Raw genomic sequence first — 16,641 nt, 5'->3', positions numbered from 1 at the left:
GGCTTCGGCGTCGTGGTTGAAGTCGCGGTCGTCGCGGCGGTCGAAGCCGCCACGGTCGTTGCGGCCACCGAACCCACGATCATCCCGGCGACCACCGAAGCCGCGATCATCCCGATCGCGACGGCCGAACCCGCCACGGTCATCGCGACGGCCGAACCCGCGATCGTCACGGTCACGACGCTCGAAGGAACGCTCACCACGGGGACGGAAGCCCTCGCGGTCGTCGCGGCGCTCGAAGCCACGATCCTCACGGCGACCACCGAAACCACGATCATCGCGATCACGACGCTCGAAACCACGGTCGTCGCGGTCCCGGCGCTCGAACGGGCGGTCGTTGCGGCCACCGAAACCGCGATCGTCACGGTCGCGACGGCCGTAGCCGCCCCGGTCGTCACGACGATCGAAGCTGCGACGGTCCTGGAAACCCTCGCGACGCTCGAAGGAACGCTCACCGCGGGGACGGAAGCCCTCGCGGTCGTCGCGGCGCTCGAAGTCGCGGCCGCCACGACGGTCATCCTGGCGACCGAAGTCGCGCTGATCGCGATCGCCACGACGGGAGCCGCCGCGATCCTCGAAGCGGTCGTCGCGGCCACGGGAGCCGCCGGCGCGATTGTCGAAATCACGACGCTGCGGGCGACGCTCGGCATCGCCGTCGCGGCGGTTGCTGTCCTGGTCGCGCTCGGGGCGGTACTCGGCGAACTGCAGCTGACGACGCTCGGCGCGGTTCCGCGGCTCGCCGTTGCGAGGCTGGCCACCGCGGGTACGGGGGCCGTGGCCCTTCGCCGCACGCTGCTCGGAGCTCCACCGCTTCTTGGGGGTGCCGTCGGACTTGAAAGACTTGGGGGCGCGCTTATCTGCCATAACGTGATGGTCCTTACCTGTGGACAAAGGAGTCCCTGTGTATGAGTGGGATCTCCGGTGGGGCAATTACTCGCCGGGATGCGGCATCTTGTTATAAGAGATGGCCCGGCACCTGGGCGGTTGGATCTGGTGTCCATCCGCTGGGAGCCTTGAAGGCTCCGAGCCCTGGCGGCGAGGTGTACTCGTCCTGGACTCCGCCCCACACCAATAGTCAACAACAGGCAGGAGGCAACTTCACTATGCTAACTGTTCTGTCGCCGAAACTCCATTCGAGTCCCGACGACCGCGGCACGACAGGCCAACCACGCCACCCTCACCACGCCCCCACAGGTCAAAAGTTGGTCCTGAGGGCGGCGAGAGTAAGCTGAAGACCGTGCGCATAGCTGTGGTCGCCGAATCGTTCCTCCCGCAGGTCAATGGAGTGACCAACTCCGTCCTGCGGCTGCTGGAGCATTTCGCCGCGCACGGCCACGACGCCATCGTGATCGCCCCGGCCGACGGAGACCGCACGCCCACCGAGTACGCGGGCTTCCCCGTCTACGCCGTGCCGTCGGTGGGCCTGCCGGGTTACGGCGTGGTGCGCGTCACCACCACCACCAATCATTCGATCGAGCGGATCCTTGCGTCTTACCGCCCCGACGTGATCCACCTGGCGGCCCCGTTCGTGCTCGGCTACAAGGCCGCCACCGCGGGCGCCAGCATGGGCATCCCCGTCGTCGCGATCTACCAGACGGAGATCCCCAGCTACGCGGCCCGCTACGGCCTCACCGCGCTGGAGCCGATCGCCTGGTACCAGATCCGCCGGATCCACAGCCTCGCGACGCTGAACTTCGCGCCGTCCACCTTCGCGCAGCGCCAACTGGTGGAGCAGGGCATCCCCCGCGTCGGCATCTGGGGACGTGGCGTCGACTCCACCCGCTTCCACCCCTCGCGCCGCAGCGACGCCTTCCGCGAGCTGCACGCGCCGAACGGCGAGCGGCTGATCGGCTACATGGGTCGGCTCGCCAGCGAGAAGCGCGTCGAGGATCTGGCGGTGCTGGCCGACATCCCGGGAACCAAGCTGCTCATCATCGGCGACGGCCCCAACCGGCGCCAGCTCGAAGCCGCTCTCCCCGGAGCCACTTTCCTCGGCCAGTTGCAGGGCGACAAGCTGCCCGTCGCGATGGCCTCACTGGACCTCTTCGTGCACCCCGGTGACCTCGAGACCTTCTGCCAGGCCATCCAGGAGGCCAAGGCCTCCGGTGTGCCGGTGGTGGCGCCCGCACGCGGTGGCCCCATCGATCTGATCGATCATTCCCGCACCGGCTGGCTCTACGAGCCCCGCGACCTGGACGCTTTGCGCCGGTTCGTCGTCGACCTCATCGGCGACGACGCCAAGCGCGCCGTCTTCGCCGCAGCGGCGCGTCGCTCCGTCGAGGGCCGCACCTGGGAGACGGTCTGCGAGGAACTGATGGACCACTACCGGCGGACCACTCGCATGACGGTCCGAGGCGCCTCCCGCCCCGCCCAGAACCTCACCCAGGTCCCCTGAGAGTTCACGCTCTTTGAGGTGCGAGCGAAGCGAGCCTCGACAATCAAGACGAGCGCGAAGCACCCATGACGCTCTTTGAGGTGCGAGCGAAGCGAGCCTCGAAAAGAGCCTGCGCAACCAGGCCCTCTCGAATGGTCACGACCTTTCGAGGCTCGGCCGCGAACGGCCTCGCACCTCAAGGAGCGTGCTCTCGGTCCTCAGTCCTCTTCGTGGGTGTGGTAGGTGTCCTGTTCCTCGGTGAACTGCTTGACGGGGGCGGTGACGTCGATGGTCTGACCGTTGTCGAAGGTGAGCGTGCAGGAGACTTCTTCGCTGCCCGCAGGGAGTTCGCGGGTGAGGCCCATCAGCATGACGTGAGGCCCTCCGGGGGCGAGATGCTCGTGGGAGCCGGCCTTGACCACCACTCCGTTTTCGGCCTTACGCATCAGCATCTGGCCGTCCTCCATCACCATCTCGTGAATCTCTGCGCTCTCAGCGACATCGCCACAGTCGGCACCGGTGAGGGTCACGTCGGAGTCGCCGGGGTTGGTGAAGTTCACGAACAGGGCGGTCATGTCGGGGCGCTCAGCATCGTCGGTGGTGCGCACCCACGCGTCGGCCGCCAACACCCCGGGAGGTTCGGCCGAGGCCCCTCCCCCGCAGCCCGACAGCCCGACGACGGCGGCAATCAACACAACTGAGACGCGCTTCACGCCTCCTGAGCCTACCCTCGCGATGAGAAACTCACACTCAACCCGCTGGAGACCGGTTCTACCCTCGAAATCAGGCGCGAGTGTGCGTTTCTCATCGTCAGAGGAATGCTAGCTAGACTCGGACGCATGTCTCCGGTGTCCCGTCGCGGCCTCTTCGGGTACGCCGGCGCCACGGGCGTCGGTGCGGCAGCGGGCTTCGCAGGCGGCTGGATGACCAAGCCCGACCCGGAGCCCGAGCGCCACCATGTACTGAACCAGCGGTACTCCGCTTTCGGCTCCCACCAGCCCGGCATCCTCACTCCCACAGCCGCCGCCAACCAGTTGATCGCCTTCGACTTGCTGCCCGAAACCGATGCGGCCGCGCTCGGCCGGTTGATGCGGGTCTGGTCACCGGTGATCGATGCGCTGATGGCGGGTCGACCTGTGGCCGGTGACACGCTCCCGGACATGGCGCAAGCGGCCGTTTCGATGTCGGTGCTCGTCGGCTACGGTCCGCGCGTGTTCGAGCTGCCCGGCCTCGAGGCGCACCGCCCCGCCGGCTTCCAGGACATTCCACCCATGACCCACGACCGGCTCGACGACCGCTGGAACGGCGGCGATCTGCTGGTCTGGGTCTCCGCCGACGATGGCACCAGCGTCGACTACGCGGTGCGGCGGCTGGTCTCCGACGCCGCCCCGTTCGCACGACGACGCTGGACCCAGTCGGGTTCCTGGCGTGGATTCGACTCGGAGGGCAAAGCAGTCACCGGACGAAACCTGTTCGGTCAGGTGGACGGCTCCAGCAACCCCGACGGTGACACCCTGGCAGAGACGCTGTGGTCCACCGACGGCTGGCTCACCGGCGGCACACAGCTGGTGATCCGCCGGATCGAGATGAACCTCGACACCTGGGACGAGCTCACCCGGGATCGTCAGGAGGCGGCCATCGGGCGCGACCTTCCCGTCGGCGCACCACTCACCGGGGAACGCGAGGAGGACGAACTCGACCTCGAGGCCACCGTCGACGGTGTTCCGGTCATCGCCCTCGACGCGCACGCCCGGCGCTCGCATCCCGACGCCAACAACGGCCGTCGGATGCTGCGTCGGGCCGTCAACTACACGCACGAGGAATGGGTCGACGGGGAACTGCGCTCCACGGCCGGCCTCATCTTCTGCGCCTTCCAAGCCAGCATCGCCGGCCAGTTCATCCCCGTGCAGCGCACCCTCGACGAGTCGGACGCGTTGAACGAGTGGACCACTGCGATCGGCTCTGCCGTCTTCGCCATTCCCCCAGGCATCCCGCAGGGCGGCTGGATCGGTGAAGGGTTGCTGTCCATCGCCCGCTGATGTGCGTTCCCGCTCATCGGGGTGCGCGACGTGTGGCTGGGGCTGCTGGTGGGCTGGGGGTGGCTCTTTTCGAGGCTACGGCTTTGGGCTCGTTCCTCGCCCTGAGCCTTCGCACCTCAAAGAGCGTCATTGGTGCTTCGCGCTCGTCCTGATTGTCGAGGCTCGCTTCGCTCGCACCTCAAAGAGCGTAGATGGTGCTTCGCACTCGTCCTGATTGTCGAGGCTCGCTTCGCTCGCACCTCAAAGAGCGTGGGTGGTGGTGATGTCTCCGATCACGGAGGGGAAGTGGGCAGCCAGGGCGTCGGGGGTGAGCGGACCGGGATGACGACGAGCGGTCATGGCCTGCAAGCTCGCGGCCAAGACGCCAGCCTTCCACGGCTCCAAGCCCGCAGCCAGCAGAGATCCGGCAGCTCCCGCCAGCACGTCACCCGAACCGGCTTGGGCCGTCCAGGCGGGACCAGCCACGGCGAAGGTCACCCGGCCATTCGGCTCAGCAACGCACTGCGTCGCTCCCTTCAGTAGCACCGTCGCTCCCGTCGCCGCCGCAGCCGCCCGCGCGTGACCGACGGGGTCAGCCACCACCGCAGCCCGCTCGACCCCCAGCAACCGAGCCAACTCCCCCGCATGAGGGGTGAGCAGCCAACCGTGTAACAAGTCGTCAGCAGCACCCGGACGAGCGGAAACCCCAGACGCTTGGGTCGTAGTCAACGGATCCGCATCGGTACCAACCAGGCACCCGGCACGCGCGGCAGCGTCGGGGTCCACGGGACACGCATCACCCACAGACGACACGGAACGCGCAGCAACCTCAGGCGACACCACACGCGCGACGGATGCACCCGTTCCAACCGGCGGCCCAGCAAGCACGCCCACACCGCCAACCGGCGACTCGGCAGGCCCGCCCGAACCGTCTCCAAGGGGCAGCGAGGCGAGGGCGTCGGCGTCGGCGACGACGGGTAGGCCGGAGTTCTTGAGGCGGCGCAGCAGCTCCGGGTTGGACTCGCCCCACCCCGAACCGACGACGTGAGCCTGCACTCTGCCCGGGGCCGTGACCACGCTGGGAAACCGCCCGAGGATCAGGCCCTTGCCGGAGGCGCCCAGGTAGCGAACCATCCCGGCGCCGGCACCCAGCGCGCCCGCGCAGCTCAGGATCGCCGCCCCGGGATACAGCCGCGATCCGGCATGCAGTCCGACGACGCCTCGCGAGTACTTGTCGCTCGACCAGTCCGGCACTGGCCACCAGCGCGCGACGTCGGCCTCGTCGATCTGACGAAGCCCGGTCTCTGGCACCGGAACGCCGATCTCCGCGACGATCACCCGCCCGCAGCGGCTCCTCGCCGGTTCCAGAACGTGGCAGCGCTTGGGCGCGGCGAAGGTCACGGTGCGGGCAGCGCGGAAGCTCGGATGGGCGTGCCCCGAGTCGGCATCCAGGCCGCTGGGAAGCTCCACCGCCAGCACCGGGACGCCCAGCGCCTCGCAGGCTTCGGCCAGCACCGCAGCCTCCGGACGCAATCCGGGGCGCCCGCCGATACCGACGAGCGCGTCGATCACCAAGCTCGTCTCGTCGAGGGCCGCGACGGCACCGGCCGCATCCAGCTCCCTGCACCCCGCCGCTCGCGCGGCGGCCACGCCCTCGGCGTGTACCGCGGAGCCCACCAACCACAGCGACACCGGGCGCGACGCCGCCAACCTCGCCGCGGCGAACAGTCCGTCTCCTCCGTTGTTGCCCGATCCGACGAGCACCAGCACCGGGCCCTCGGCCATCACCTCGGTAATCTCCACGACCGCTGCCGCGGCGCGAGACATCAGGTCGACGCCGGGTTCAGCCGCGAAGACCGCGTCCTCCGCAGCCCGCATCTCGTCCGCGCTGACGACCGGCCTCATCGCCGACCAACCAGCATCGTGAAGGAAGAACCGGCGCTACCGGACATCAGATCAGCAGCGAAGACGATCTTCATCGCCGGCCGACCAGACTCGTCAGACCCGATCCGTAGCCACCGGGCGTCGCATCAGTAAGAACAATCTCCATCGAGCGTCGACCGGCATCATCGGTGGGAAAGCCATAGAACGCAATGAGCGAGGCCAGATCGGCTCGGAGAGGCGCTCTCATTTTTCGCAGACGACCATCGCGGTGGCGAAGCCGCCATCGTGCGACAAGGACAGATGGATGGTCTCGATGCTCAATTCGGCGATCCGAGCCGCCACCGACCCGTAGGTGCGGAAGCTGGGCACACCGGCCTCCGTCTTGACCACCTCGCAGTCGAGCCAGCGCATTCCGCCGGGCGAGCCCAGCGCCTTGGCCAGCGCTTCCTTGGCCGCGAACCGGGCCGCCTGCGACTCGACGGAAAGCGCGCGCTCCCCGTCGGTCAGGAGCCGCTCGCTCAACCGGGGCCGGCGGGCCAGCATGGCCTGGAATCGTTCGATGACGACGAGGTCGGTGCCAATGCCAACGATCATGGGCACACCCTACTCCGAGTTCTCGGCGCACCTCACGGCGCGTCGAACGGTCAGCGCAGGGAGCCGTATTGGCTGCGGGCCTTCTCCAAGGCGGTGACGTAGCCGGCCCGAGCGTAGGCGTCGGCCTCGGCCTCCGCGGGAACGCCCAACAGGCCTCGGGCCTGGTCCAAGGCGAGGCCGTGAGCGTCGAGCCACTCCCCCAACCCGTCGACCAGCGTCCGGGCATAGGCCGGGCCGCGACGCACGAGTGCCGAGGTGGTCATCACGACATCGGCACCGGCCAGGATGTACTTGATCACGTCCTCCGGCTGATCGACGCCCGTCGTGGCCGCCAGCGATGCCGACAGCTTGCCCCGCAGCGCCGCGATCCAGGTGCGCGGCAGGCGCGCCTCATTCGGAGCGGACAGCGTCACTCCGGCCTCCACCTGCATCCGGTCGACGTTGATGTCCGGCTGCAGGAAGCGGTTGAACAGCACCAGGGCATCCGCCCCGACGTTGTCGAGCTGCACCGCCATGTTGCCGAAGGACGAGAAGAACGGCGCCAGCTTCACCGCCACCGGGATGTCGACCACCGACTTCACGGCCCCGAGGATCTCCAGGTGCCGCCTCTCCACCTGGTCTCCCGAGGTGGTGACGTCGCCGGGCACGAAGTAGATGTTCAGCTCGATGCCGGCCGCTCCGGCCTCCTGGAGCTGCCGCGCGATCCGCGTCCAGCCGCCCAGCGTCGATCCGTTCATCGACGCGATCAGCGGCACGTCGATGGCCTTGGCGGCATTCTCCACCAGGGTCAGGTAGCGCTGCACCGGATCCTCCGCCACGCGCACCACGGACGGGAACATGCTGAGCGCCTCGGCGAAGGTGTCGTCGTGCAGCTCGGCCAGCTCCTCCATCCGGGCCTCCTCGCGCCGCAGCTGCTCCTCCAGCAGCGAGTACATCACCACGGCACCGACACCACCGTCGGCCAGCTGCCGGATGCTGTCCACCGTTTGCGAAAGCGGCCCCGCCGAAGCGACGACGGGGTTGCGCAGCCCCAGCCCCATATAGGTGGTTGTGAGATCAGCCATCGTCCCTCCTCGTATCCGGGGTGAAGCGTTCCGCACCCCTGGTGGCCAGTTCTTCGTATTCCCTCCAGCGGCGGTCCACCTGGGCCTGGCCCAGCGTGAGCAGGCGGTCAGCCTCGGCGGGATCCGACGCACGCAGCACCTGGTAGCGCAGCTCCGCCTTCTGGTACTGCCGCAGCGTGAGTCGCGGCCGCGGCGAATCCAGCAGGAACGGATTGCCGCCCTGTTCGCGCACCACCGGGTTGTAGCGCATCAACGGCCAGTGGCCGGAGTTCACGGCCTTGTACTGCTGATCCAGACCCTTGCGGATGTCGTAGCCGTGGGCGATGCAGTGGCTGTAGGCGATGATCAGGCTGGGCCCGTCGTAGGCCTCGGCCTCGCGGAAGGCGGTCAGCGTCTGCTGCGGATCCGCGCCCATCGCCACCCGCGCGACGTAGACCGAGCCGTAGGACGTGGCCTGCAACGCCAGATCCTTCTTGATGGTCTGCTTGCCGCCCGAGGCGAACTTGGCCACCGAACCGAGCGGCGTCGCCTTCGACGCCTGGCCGCCGGTGTTCGAGTAGACCTCGGTGTCCAGCACAAGGACGTTGACGTTGCGCCCCGAGGCGAGCACGTGGTCGACGCCGGAGGAGCCGATGTCGTAGGCCCAGCCGTCGCCGCCGACGATCCAGACAGAGCGACGCAGCAGGTGATCGGCCACCGACTTCAGATCCTCGACCTGCGGCCCGGACAGATGCTTCAGCCGTTCCTGCAGCTGCGTCACCCGCTGCTGCTGGGCCACCAGTTGCGAACCATGCTGTTGTACGGCGTCCAGCAGGGAGCGCACCAGGTCGTCGTCGCCGATCTCATCGCGCAACTCCTCCAGCCGGACGCGGGCCAGGTCGGCGTGCAGGTCAGCGGCCAGCCGCATGCCCAAGCCGAACTCGGCATTGTCCTCGAACAGCGAGTTCGACCACGCGGGCCCGCGCCCTTGAGCGTTCTTCGCCCACGGCGTGGTGGGCAGGTTGCCGCCGTAGATCGACGAGCACCCGGTCGCGTTGGCGACGATCAGCCGGTCGCCGAAGAGCTGGGTGAGCAGCTTCAGGTACGGCGTCTCGCCACAGCCGGAGCAGGCGCCAGAGAACTCGAACAGCGGCTCAAGGAACTGGGTGCCGCGCACGGTGCCGAAGTCGACGCGCTCGCGCCGGTTCTGCGGGATCTCCTCGAAGAACTCGATCGCGGCCTTGTCGGCCTCCCGCTCCAGCTTGGGCACCAGATTGATCGCCCGCCGGTTGGGCTGCCCGATCGGCTTGACCGGGCACGCCTCGACGCACAGCCCGCAGCCCGTGCAGTCCTCGACGTAGACCTGCAGCGTGTAGTTGGTCTGCGGCAAGCCGGCGGCGTTCAGCGGCGCCATCAAGAAGCCATCGGGCGCGCCCTCCGCCGCCGAGCACGGATAGCTCTTGGCCCGCAGCACCGCATGCGGGCAGACGAAGACGCAGTTGCCGCACTGGATACAGGCCTCCGGATCCCACTCCGCCACGATCTCCGAGATGTTGCGCTTCTCGTACTGGGTGGTGCCCGACGGGTAGGTGCCGTCGATGGGCATCGCAGAGACCGGCAGGTCGTCGCCCCGGCCCAGCAGCATCTGGGCGGTGACGGAGCGCACGAACTTGGGCGCGTCGGCCGGCACCGGCGGGATCAGGCCGTGCTCGGAGGTGGGCACGCCCGGCACCGCGATCCGGTGCAGATGGGCCAACGACTCGTCGACGGCCAGGTGGTTCTTGCGCACCACCTCGGCCGACTTGCGGGCATAGGTCTTGGAGATCGCGTCTTTCACCTTGATGATCGCGTCCACCTGCGGCAGCACGCCCGAGATGGCGAAGAAGCAGGTCTGCAGGATCGTGTTGGTGCGCGAGCCCAGCCCCGCCGCCCGCGCGACGCGGCCCGCGTCGATCGCATAGAGCTGGATGCCCAGCTCGATGATGCGCTGCTGCATCGGCAGCGGCAGCCGATCGAAGGTCTCGTCGCCATACGGCGAGTTCACCAGCAGCACGGTGCCGGGGCGCGCGAACTCCAGCACGTCGACGCGCTCCAGGATCGACCAGTGATGGCAGCCGATGAATCCCGCCTGGCTCACCAGATACGGCGCCTTGATCGGGTTGGGCCCGAACCTCAGGTGCGAGACGGTGCGCGAGCCCGACTTCTTCGAGTCGTAGACGAAGTAACCCTGGGCATAGCGCTGCCCGTCGTCGCCGAGGATCTTGATGGTGTTCTTGTTGGCGCCGACGGTGCCATCCGATCCCAGGCCGTAGAACACGGCCCGCAGCGTCTCGGGATCCTCCAGGTCGAGCGCGGCGTCGTAGTCGAGCGAGAGCCTGGTGACGTCGTCGTTGATGCCGACGGTGAAGCGCGGCTTGGGCGCGTCGCCGGCCAGCTCCTCGAAGATGCCCTTGGCCATCGCCGGGGTGAACTCCTTCGACGACAGCCCGTAGCGCCCGCCGATCACATGGGGCAACTCGGCACGCCGGCCGGCAGCGGTGGCCTCGGCGAGCGCGCTGGTCACGTCGAGGAACATCGGTTCGCCGGAGCCGCCGGGCTCCTTGGTGCGATCCAGCACCGCGATCCGGCGCGCAGTCTCGGGCAGGGCGGCCAGGAAGGCTTCGTTCGGGAACGGCCGGTAGAGCCGCACCTGGAGCACCCCCACCTTCTGGCCGTCGGCGTTCAGCGCATCGACGACCGGCAGGATGGCTTCGGCGCCGGAGCCCATCACGACGACGACGCGCTCCGCATCCGGGGCACCGTGATAGTCGACGAGCTGGTAGCGGCGCCCGGTCAGCTCGGCGAACTGATCCATCACGTGCGCCACCACGGCCGGCGTCCAGTCGTAGAAGAGGTTGGCGGTCTCGCGGGACTGGAAGTAGGTGTCCGGGTTCTGCGCGGTGCCGCGGATGAACGGGTTGTCGGGGCTCAGCGCCCGCGAACGATGCTCCAGCACCAGCTTGCGCGGCACGAAGCTGCGCAGCTGCTCGTCGTCGATCATCTCGACGACGTTGAGCTCGTGCGAGGTGCGGAAGCCGTCGAAGAAGTGCACGAACGGCAGCCGCGTCTCGAGCGTGGCGCGATGCGAGATGGCGGCGAAGTCATGCGCCTCCTGGACGGAGGCGGAACTCAGCATGCAGACACCGGTCTGGCGCACGCCCATCACGTCCTGGTGATCGCCGAAGATCGACAGACCCTGGGTGGCCAGCGAGCGCGCGGCCACGTGGAACACCGTGGAGGTGAGCTCGCCGGCGATCCGGTACATGTTGGGGATCATCAGCAGCAGGCCCTGCGACGCGGTGAAGGTGGTGGACAGCGCGCCCGCCTGCAGCGCGCCGTGCATGGCGCCGGCGGCGCCGCCCTCCGACTGCATCTCGATCACAGTGGGCACCTGCCCCCACACGTTGGCCCGCCTCTTGGCCGACCACTCGTCGGCCAGCTCGGCCATGGTGGAGCTGGGCGTGATCGGGTAGATCGAACACAGCTCGCTGACGCGGTAGGCGACGTCGGCCGCCGCCTCGTTGCCGTCGATGATCTTCCTCATCGCTGAGCCTCCTTGATCATCTCGATGGCGTGCACGGGGCACTGGTCGTAGCACGCGGCGCAGCCGGTGCAGAGCTCATAGTCGAAGCGATATCGCTTGCCCTTGCCCAGCTTGATCACGGCGTCCTCGGGGCACGCGCCGAAGCAGCCGTCGCACTCGAAGCAGTTTCCGCAGGACAGGCAGCGCTCCGCCTCGAAGCGGGCCTCGTCGGGGGTGAGGCCGGCAACGATCTCGGTGAAGCTGGTCACCCGCTCGGAGGCCTCCGCTTCCTCGGCGGTGCGCCGGTCGTGGCCGCCGAAGTACCAGATGTTCATCTGATTCAGGCTCACGATGGGGTGCTTCACCGGGTTCAGCGGGTGTTCCAGGTTGAGCCAGGCGTCGATCCGGTTGGCAGCCTTCTTTCCGTGGCCCACGCCGACGGTGACCGTGCGATCGGAGGGCACCGCGTCGCCACCGGCGAAGATGCCCGGCACCGCCGTCATCAGGGTGGCGGGGTCGACGTCGACCACGTCGTCCTTGAACGTCATGCCGGGCACCGCGTGCAGGAAGTTGGTGTCGGCGCGCTGGCCCACCGCCAGGATCACGGTGTCGGCCTCGAGCCGCTCGAAGCGTCCGGTGCCGCGAGCGCGGCCGTTCTCGTCGAGTTCCATGATCTCGACCGTCAAGTCCTTGTCGTCCATCTCCGTGATGGTGCGCAGCCAGTTCATCTTGACGCCCTCGCGCTCGGCGTCCAGCCGCTCCTCCTCGTGGGCCGGCATCTGTTCTTGCGTCCGCCGGTAGACGATCACCGACTCCTCGGCCCCCAGCCGCCGCGCCACGCGGGCGGCATCCATGGCGGTGTTGCCGCCGCCGTAGACCGCCACTCTGCGTCCGATCACGGGGCGCTCGCCGGAGGCGACGTCGCGCAGGAAGCTGACCGCGTCGACGATGCGAGTCGCGTCCCCGCTGGGGATGTCCACCCGCCGGCTGAGGTGCGCGCCCACCGCGACGAACACCGCGTCGAAGCCGCCCTCCTCCTGGGTGTCCAGCAGGTTCTTGATGGTGACGTTCTGCTTGAACGCGATGCCCATGTCGACCAACCGCCCGATCTCGGCATCGAGGACGTCACGGGGCAGCCGGTACTCCGGGATGCCGTAGCGCATCATTCCGCCGGGCCGTTCGCCCGCGTCGTGGATCTCGACGGTGTGGCCCAGCCTGGTCAGGTGATAGGCGGCCGACAGCCCCGATGGACCGGCCCCGACCACCAGCACGCGATGCCGCGTCGGCCGCGCCGGTTTGGTGAAGGTCCAGCCCTTCTCGATGGCCAGGTCGCCGAGAAAACGCTCCACTGAGCGGATCGAGACGGCCTCGTCTAAGTCGCCGCGATTGCAGGCCGTCTCGCACGGGTGGTAGCAGACGCGGCCATGGATGGCGGGGAACGGGTTGTCGCGGGTGAGCTGGCGCCACGCGGCCTCCTCCTCGCCGGCCTTGATCAGGCGCAGCCACTCCTGGATGTTCTCCCCCGCCGGGCAGGCCGCGTTACACGGAGGCAGCATGTCCAGGTAGACGGGCTTGCGGCTGCGCACCGGAGCCACGCGTCCCAACCCCTGCGCGAGGTCGGGAAGTACGGTCAGATCCTTCGGCTCCTGTGCCATGGGGACTCCTAGCGTCGCAGTTTCTACGACTCATAGTAGTTATCCCCAATAACCCACGTGGCAGCGGGATCGATTACATTTTGACAAGGAGAAGGCGTTGTAAATACCACAATCGCCCGCCTCCTGCGAGACGGGCGATTGTGGATAACTTCGAGACCGGCTGACGGGGGATCAGCCCTGCGCCTGAGCCCGGAGGGCCTCCATGTCCAGTGCCTTGATCTGCTCGATCAACGAATCGAGCTGCTTGCCGCTGAGCAGGCCCGCCTGGCGGAACACCATCTGACCATCGCGGAAGGCCATGATCGTCGGGATCGACTGGATCTCGAGAGCCGCAGCCAGGTCGCGCGCGTCCTCGGTATCCACCTTGCCGAACACCACGCCCTCATGCCGACCTGAGGCGTCCTCATAGATCGGACCGAAGCGCTTGCACGGGGGACACCATTCGGCCCAGAAGTCGATGAGGACGACGTCGTTGCCGTCGATGGTGCTCGCGAAGTCGGCGGACGTCAGTGCGATGGTGGCCATGAGAATGCCCTTTCGGCAGTGTGTTCTTCGTTCTACAGAGGGTTCAACCGCCATGCTACCCGAATTATTCCCATACCCCAGGGGGTACATCACACTCTCTGTGGTGACCCCTACGCTCTTCGAGGTGCGAGGCCGCCCGCGGCCGAGCCTCGAGGAGAGCGCGAGAGAGCGTTACTTGATCGCGGTGATCCTGCGCATCGGCAAGGGGACGCGCACCGAGCCATGGCGGTCGGCACGGCTCAGCAGGAAGGCCGTGGCGGCGGCGCGACGGGCGGGATCCTTGGGCGCGCGGAGCCCGTCGAAGAGCACCTCCGCGTCGGCGGCGTTGTGCACCTCGAAGAAGTAGCGGGCGCGGGAATCCTCCGACTTGGTGAGCCCCGCCGAGTTCAGCATCCGCTTCGCCTTGAACTCGACGAAGCCCGGCAGCTGGGCGGTGCGGCGCAGGTGCCTGCTCAGCTGGCTGAGCAACCTGGCGTTCTCGATATTGAGCGGACGCAACGACGGCGTGAGACCGGCGAAGACGCCCCCCGGCCGGAGCACCCGCGACACCTCGGTGAACAGGCGCTCGCGATCCGGCACCACCGCCAGGCCGATGGAGGAGACCACGGCGTCGAAACAGCCGTCCTGGAAGGGCAGATAGCCGCCGTCGGCTCGCACCAGGGGCCAGCGCCCCCGGGCGGCGGCCTCGGCCAACTCCGGCTCCGAAAGATCCAGACCGACGACGAGACGTCCGGGCTTGTCGAGCCGCTCGATCATCGCGCCGGCACCGCAGGCGAGATCCAGCACGCGGATGGCCGAGTCGGATACCGCCCGGGCCAGCCAGTCGTAGGAGGTCTGCTCCCCGCCGCGGGCGCGACTGAGCACCGCCTCGATCGATCCGGGGCTATTGCCGCCGTCCCACCGCCCGTTGGCCTCGGACACCGGTCATTCCTCTCCGGCGACGAACAGGAGATCGGCGGAACCTCCGGGCAGTTCCAGCGTGGACTCGTCAGCGAGCAGGAGGCGCACGCCCCGCGGGGTGCGGACCGCCTCGAACGAGGTGCCCGGACGCAGTCCGGCGGCGGCGAGCTCCGCCAGCACGTCGGAGTCGGCCTGGAAGTACTCGCTCATCCGCACCAGCGTGAAGCGACGGGGTTCGTCGCCGGCCTGCGATCCCAGCGGCTCGGCGCCCTCACGGAAACGCACCGGATGGGCGTCCACGCCCAGCGGCCGCAGCCCGGGAATGGGGTTGCCGTAGGGCGAGAACCGCGGCGCGCCCAGGATCTCCACCAGGCGCTTCTCCACGTCGATGGAGATGACGTGCTCCCAGCGGCATGCCTCGTCGTGCACCTTCTCCCACTCGAGACCGATCACCTCGGTGAGCAGGCACTCGGCCAACCGGTGCTTGCGCATCACATCGCGGGCAAGCCGTGCACCCTCTTGGGTGAGCCGGATCGTGCGGCTGGGTTCGACGACGACCAGCCCGTCGCGTTCCATCCGCGCCACGGTCTGCGACACCGTCGGCCCGGATTGGTGCAGACGCTCGGCGATGCGCGCACGCAGCGGCGGCACGCCCTCCTCCAGGAGTTCGTACACCGTGCGCAGGTACATCTCCGTCGTATCGATCAGGTCGCCACTCATCGTTCAATCCTCCGCGTCGAAGTCCTCCCGCGTGAGTCTATCGCCGCAGCGTTAGAGATTCCGCAAATAGGTGGCACCTACTGCGGCGCACTGGATGGCGACCTGGCTTCGTTGTCGAACTCACTGGCATGTCCAATGGCAGTTTCGGATCTACCGTCTTGCCATGTCATCCATCCAGTACGTCCTCGCTACGGCGCCACCTATTTGCGGAACCCTCTTACTCCGCGCCGGATTACGTCACGCAAGACACCATCGTCGTCGACGAGACAGATGTCGGCCCGCTTGCCCGGCTCCAGCGAACCCACCTCGTCCAGGCCGTGCCACGCCGCCGGGGTCGTCGCGGCCATCAGCGCGGCCATCGGAATGCTGACCCCCGCCTGGCGCACCACCAACTCGAAGGCCTTGGCCATGGTGAGGGTGGACCCGGCGATCGCCCCTTCGGTGCCGTCGTCGGTCGTCAGCCGTGCCGTGCCGTGGTCGACGACGACGTCCAACTCCCCCAGCACGTAGCGTCCGTCGCCGTGCCCAGCGGCGCTCATGGCGTCGGTGACCAGGGCGATCCGTCCCGGACCGGCCGCGTCGATCGCCATCTCGATCACCTTCGGATGCAGGTGGATGCCATCGCAGATCAGCTCGCACATCACACGCGGATCGGTGAGCAGGGCCGGAATGGGCCCGGGCGTGCGGTGATGGATGCTGCGCATGGCGTTGAAAAGGTGGGTCACCACGTTGGCGCCCCAGTCCAGTGAGGCGGTGGCCGTCGCCAGATCGGCATCCGAGTGCCCGAACGCGACCACCACTCCCGCCTCCACGAAGCGACGAACGGCCGCCTCCATGTGGGGGCGCTCCACCGCCATGGTGATCATCTTCAACGCCGGCCCGCCCGCCGCGATCAGCCGCTCGACGCGCTCGGGAGTGGGGTCGCAGAGCAGTTCCTCGGGGTGCGCGCCCTTCTGCTCGGAGGCCAGGAAGGGGCCCTCCAGATGGATGCCGTCCAGCTCACCCGCCTCGACGAGGCCGCGCAGCGTCGCGAGCTGGCGCTCCAGCACGTCGATCGGCAGCGTGACCGTGGAGGCGAACAGCGTGGTGCTGCCCTGGGAGCGGTGGTACTCGACGGCGCGGAGATTGGCGGCCACGTCGTCGTCGCCGAAACTCACCCCCACGGCGCCGTGGCAGTGGGTGTCGATGAACCCCGGCACCGCCCACAGGCCATTCCCGCCGTCGCCCGGCACGATCTCGACGATCCGACCGTCCTTCACATGGATCCGGGCGTTGTCAATAACCCCTTCGGGGGTGACGACGTGAGCGGCATCGACTTCCAAACTGGACATGGACTCAACTCTACTGGCGTGTCGAGCAGCAGACATGA

Annotated in this window: 13 protein-coding genes; 3 read left to right on the top strand and 10 right to left on the bottom strand. The window is 68.2% G+C overall.

All coding sequences use genetic code 11. The features are described from left to right. Nucleotides 1-12 precede the first annotated feature (12 nt). Together P0D62_RS07900 and P0D62_RS07895 are read left to right on the top strand one after the other, a co-directional pair. Nucleotides 13-906 carry a hypothetical protein gene (locus P0D62_RS07900; RefSeq protein WP_275702089.1) on the top strand — a complete coding sequence of 298 codons (894 nt, stop codon included), beginning with the start codon at nucleotides 13-15 and terminating at the stop codon, nucleotides 904-906. Between the two features lie 328 nt (nucleotides 907-1,234). Continuing rightward, nucleotides 1,235-2,392 carry a glycosyltransferase family 4 protein gene (locus tag P0D62_RS07895; protein ID WP_275702088.1) on the top strand — a complete coding sequence of 386 codons (1,158 nt, stop codon included), beginning with the start codon at nucleotides 1,235-1,237 and terminating at the stop codon, nucleotides 2,390-2,392. Between the two features lie 197 nt (nucleotides 2,393-2,589). Here P0D62_RS07895 and P0D62_RS07890 read toward each other — a convergent pair whose 3' ends face one another. Beyond that, nucleotides 2,590-3,084, bottom strand: a complete 495-nt coding sequence (locus P0D62_RS07890; protein WP_275702087.1) for a copper chaperone PCu(A)C — start codon at nucleotides 3,082-3,084, stop codon at nucleotides 2,590-2,592. A 126-nt stretch (nucleotides 3,085-3,210) separates the two neighbouring features. On the opposite strand from P0D62_RS07890, the gene P0D62_RS07885 reads away from it, so the two are divergent. Further along, the gene (locus P0D62_RS07885; RefSeq protein WP_275702086.1) at nucleotides 3,211-4,410 is read left to right on the top strand and encodes a Dyp-type peroxidase; all 1,200 of its coding nucleotides are present in this window, start codon (nucleotides 3,211-3,213) and stop codon (nucleotides 4,408-4,410) included. Nucleotides 4,411-4,650: 240 nt separating this feature from the next. On the opposite strand, the gene P0D62_RS07880 is transcribed toward P0D62_RS07885, so the two are convergent. The 9 genes from P0D62_RS07880 to nagA all read right to left on the bottom strand — a co-directional run bounded on the left by P0D62_RS07880 (nucleotide 4,651) and on the right by nagA (nucleotide 16,603). Next, complete coding sequence (locus P0D62_RS07880) at nucleotides 4,651-6,294, bottom strand: NAD(P)H-hydrate epimerase (protein ID WP_275702085.1); 1,644 nt, start codon at nucleotides 6,292-6,294, stop codon at nucleotides 4,651-4,653. A gap of 222 nt (nucleotides 6,295-6,516) precedes the next feature. Continuing rightward, entirely contained in the window at nucleotides 6,517-6,867 is a 351-nt protein-coding gene (locus P0D62_RS07875) for a holo-ACP synthase (RefSeq protein WP_275702084.1), read from the bottom strand. A 50-nt stretch (nucleotides 6,868-6,917) separates the two neighbouring features. Beyond that, entirely contained in the window at nucleotides 6,918-7,931 is a 1,014-nt protein-coding gene (locus P0D62_RS07870) for a dihydroorotate dehydrogenase-like protein (RefSeq protein WP_275702083.1), read from the bottom strand. Then, nucleotides 7,924-11,493: a pyruvate:ferredoxin (flavodoxin) oxidoreductase gene (gene nifJ, locus P0D62_RS07865; protein ID WP_275702082.1), complete on the bottom strand. Its 3,570-nt coding sequence runs from the start codon at nucleotides 11,491-11,493 to the stop codon at nucleotides 7,924-7,926. The genes P0D62_RS07870 and nifJ overlap by 8 nt, the downstream gene beginning before the upstream one ends. Continuing rightward, the gene (locus P0D62_RS07860) at nucleotides 11,490-13,127 is read right to left on the bottom strand and encodes an NAD(P)-binding protein (protein ID WP_275702081.1); all 1,638 of its coding nucleotides are present in this window, start codon (nucleotides 13,125-13,127) and stop codon (nucleotides 11,490-11,492) included. The genes nifJ and P0D62_RS07860 overlap by 4 nt, the downstream gene beginning before the upstream one ends. Before the next feature lie 171 nt (nucleotides 13,128-13,298). Then, nucleotides 13,299-13,652 carry a thioredoxin gene (gene trxA / locus P0D62_RS07855; protein ID WP_275702080.1) on the bottom strand — a complete coding sequence of 118 codons (354 nt, stop codon included), beginning with the start codon at nucleotides 13,650-13,652 and terminating at the stop codon, nucleotides 13,299-13,301. Between the two features lie 171 nt (nucleotides 13,653-13,823). Continuing rightward, nucleotides 13,824-14,573: a class I SAM-dependent methyltransferase gene (locus tag P0D62_RS07850; RefSeq protein WP_275702079.1), complete on the bottom strand. Its 750-nt coding sequence runs from the start codon at nucleotides 14,571-14,573 to the stop codon at nucleotides 13,824-13,826. Between the two features lie 3 nt (nucleotides 14,574-14,576). Next, the gene (locus tag P0D62_RS07845; protein ID WP_275702078.1) at nucleotides 14,577-15,272 is read right to left on the bottom strand and encodes a metal-dependent transcriptional regulator; all 696 of its coding nucleotides are present in this window, start codon (nucleotides 15,270-15,272) and stop codon (nucleotides 14,577-14,579) included. 200 nt (nucleotides 15,273-15,472) lie between these two features. Then, on the bottom strand, nucleotides 15,473-16,603 hold the full coding sequence (nagA, locus tag P0D62_RS07840; protein WP_275702077.1) for an N-acetylglucosamine-6-phosphate deacetylase: 1,131 nt from the start codon (nucleotides 16,601-16,603) through the stop codon (nucleotides 15,473-15,475). Nucleotides 16,604-16,641 lie beyond the last annotated feature (38 nt).

The organism is Tessaracoccus caeni (assembly GCF_029211185.1).
Classification (GTDB): Bacteria; Actinomycetota; Actinomycetes; order Propionibacteriales; family Propionibacteriaceae; genus Arachnia; species Arachnia caeni.
Note: the sequence above shows the minus strand (reverse complement) of the source record. Positions and strands in the feature narration are given on the sequence as shown.